Origin of the sequence: Curtobacterium luteum (assembly GCF_014646995.1) — a bacterium.
GTDB lineage: Bacteria > Actinomycetota > Actinomycetes > Actinomycetales > Microbacteriaceae > Curtobacterium > Curtobacterium luteum.
The window spans coordinates 1-1551 of sequence record NZ_BMOI01000026.1; the positions used below are offsets into that span (position 1 = coordinate 1).

The 1551-nt window shown below is 58.3% G+C and carries 1 rRNA gene; it reads right to left on the minus strand.

The features are described from left to right. Positions 1-250 precede the first annotated feature (250 nt). Positions 251-1551, minus strand: a 16S ribosomal RNA gene (locus IEY20_RS16905); the annotation flags it as partial.

Consider the following 1551-nt stretch of genomic DNA (forward strand, 5'->3'; position numbering starts at 1 on the left):
CCAACCGGCAGGGACCCCGACCATCACAGCCGGGAAGCCTGGTCCCTCAGGACCCAACAACGTGCACCAGCCACCCCGCTCCCCCACCAACCCGTTCCTGACCCGCAAGCAGGCCGTACTAGAGTCGGCAGACGCGCCGACGACTGCACTGTCAATGTTCCACCCATGAGCTACCGGCAACCACGTTCGGGTTGCATCGGCGCCTGGACCCACCCACCCCGAAGGATGAACTGAGCCAGATGCTCCTTAGAAAGGAGGTGATCCAGCCGCACCTTCCGGTACGGCTACCTTGTTACGACTTAGTCCTAATCACCGATCCCACCTTCGACGGCTCCTTCCACAAGGGTTAGGCCACCGGCTTCGGGTGTTACCGACTTTCATGACTTGACGGGCGGTGTGTACAAGGCCCGGGAACGTATTCACCGCAGCGTTGCTGATCTGCGATTACTAGCGACTCCGACTTCATGAGGTCGAGTTGCAGACCTCAATCCGAACTGAGACCGGCTTTTTGGGATTCGCTCCACCTTACGGTATCGCAGCCCTTTGTACCGGCCATTGTAGCATGCGTGAAGCCCAAGACATAAGGGGCATGATGATTTGACGTCATCCCCACCTTCCTCCGAGTTGACCCCGGCAGTCTCCTATGAGTCCCCGCCATAACGCGCTGGCAACATAGAACGAGGGTTGCGCTCGTTGCGGGACTTAACCCAACATCTCACGACACGAGCTGACGACAACCATGCACCACCTGTACACCGACCACAAGGGGGCGACCATCTCTGGCCGTTTCCGGTGTATGTCAAGCCTTGGTAAGGTTCTTCGCGTTGCATCGAATTAATCCGCATGCTCCGCCGCTTGTGCGGGCCCCCGTCAATTCCTTTGAGTTTTAGCCTTGCGGCCGTACTCCCCAGGCGGGGCGCTTAATGCGTTAGCTACGACACAGAAACCGTGGAAAGGTCCCTACATCTAGCGCCCAACGTTTACGGCGTGGACTACCAGGGTATCTAATCCTGTTCGCTCCCCACGCTTTCGCTCCTCAGCGTCAGTTACGGCCCAGAGATCTGCCTTCGCCATCGGTGTTCCTCCTGATATCTGCGCATTCCACCGCTACACCAGGAATTCCAATCTCCCCTACCGCACTCTAGTCTGCCCGTACCCACTGCAAGCCCGAGGTTGAGCCTCGGGATTTCACAGCAGACGCGACAAACCGCCTACGAGCTCTTTACGCCCAATAATTCCGGACAACGCTTGCACCCTACGTATTACCGCGGCTGCTGGCACGTAGTTAGCCGGTGCTTTTTCTGCAGGTACCGTCACTTTCGCTTCTTCCCTACTAAAAGAGGTTTACAACCCGAAGGCCGTCATCCCTCACGCGGCGTTGCTGCATCAGGCTTTCGCCCATTGTGCAATATTCCCCACTGCTGCCTCCCGTAGGAGTCTGGGCCGTGTCTCAGTCCCAGTGTGGCCGGTCACCCTCTCAGGCCGGCTACCCGTCGTCGCCTTGGTGAGCCATTACCTCACCAACAAGCTGATAGGCCGCGAGTCCATCCC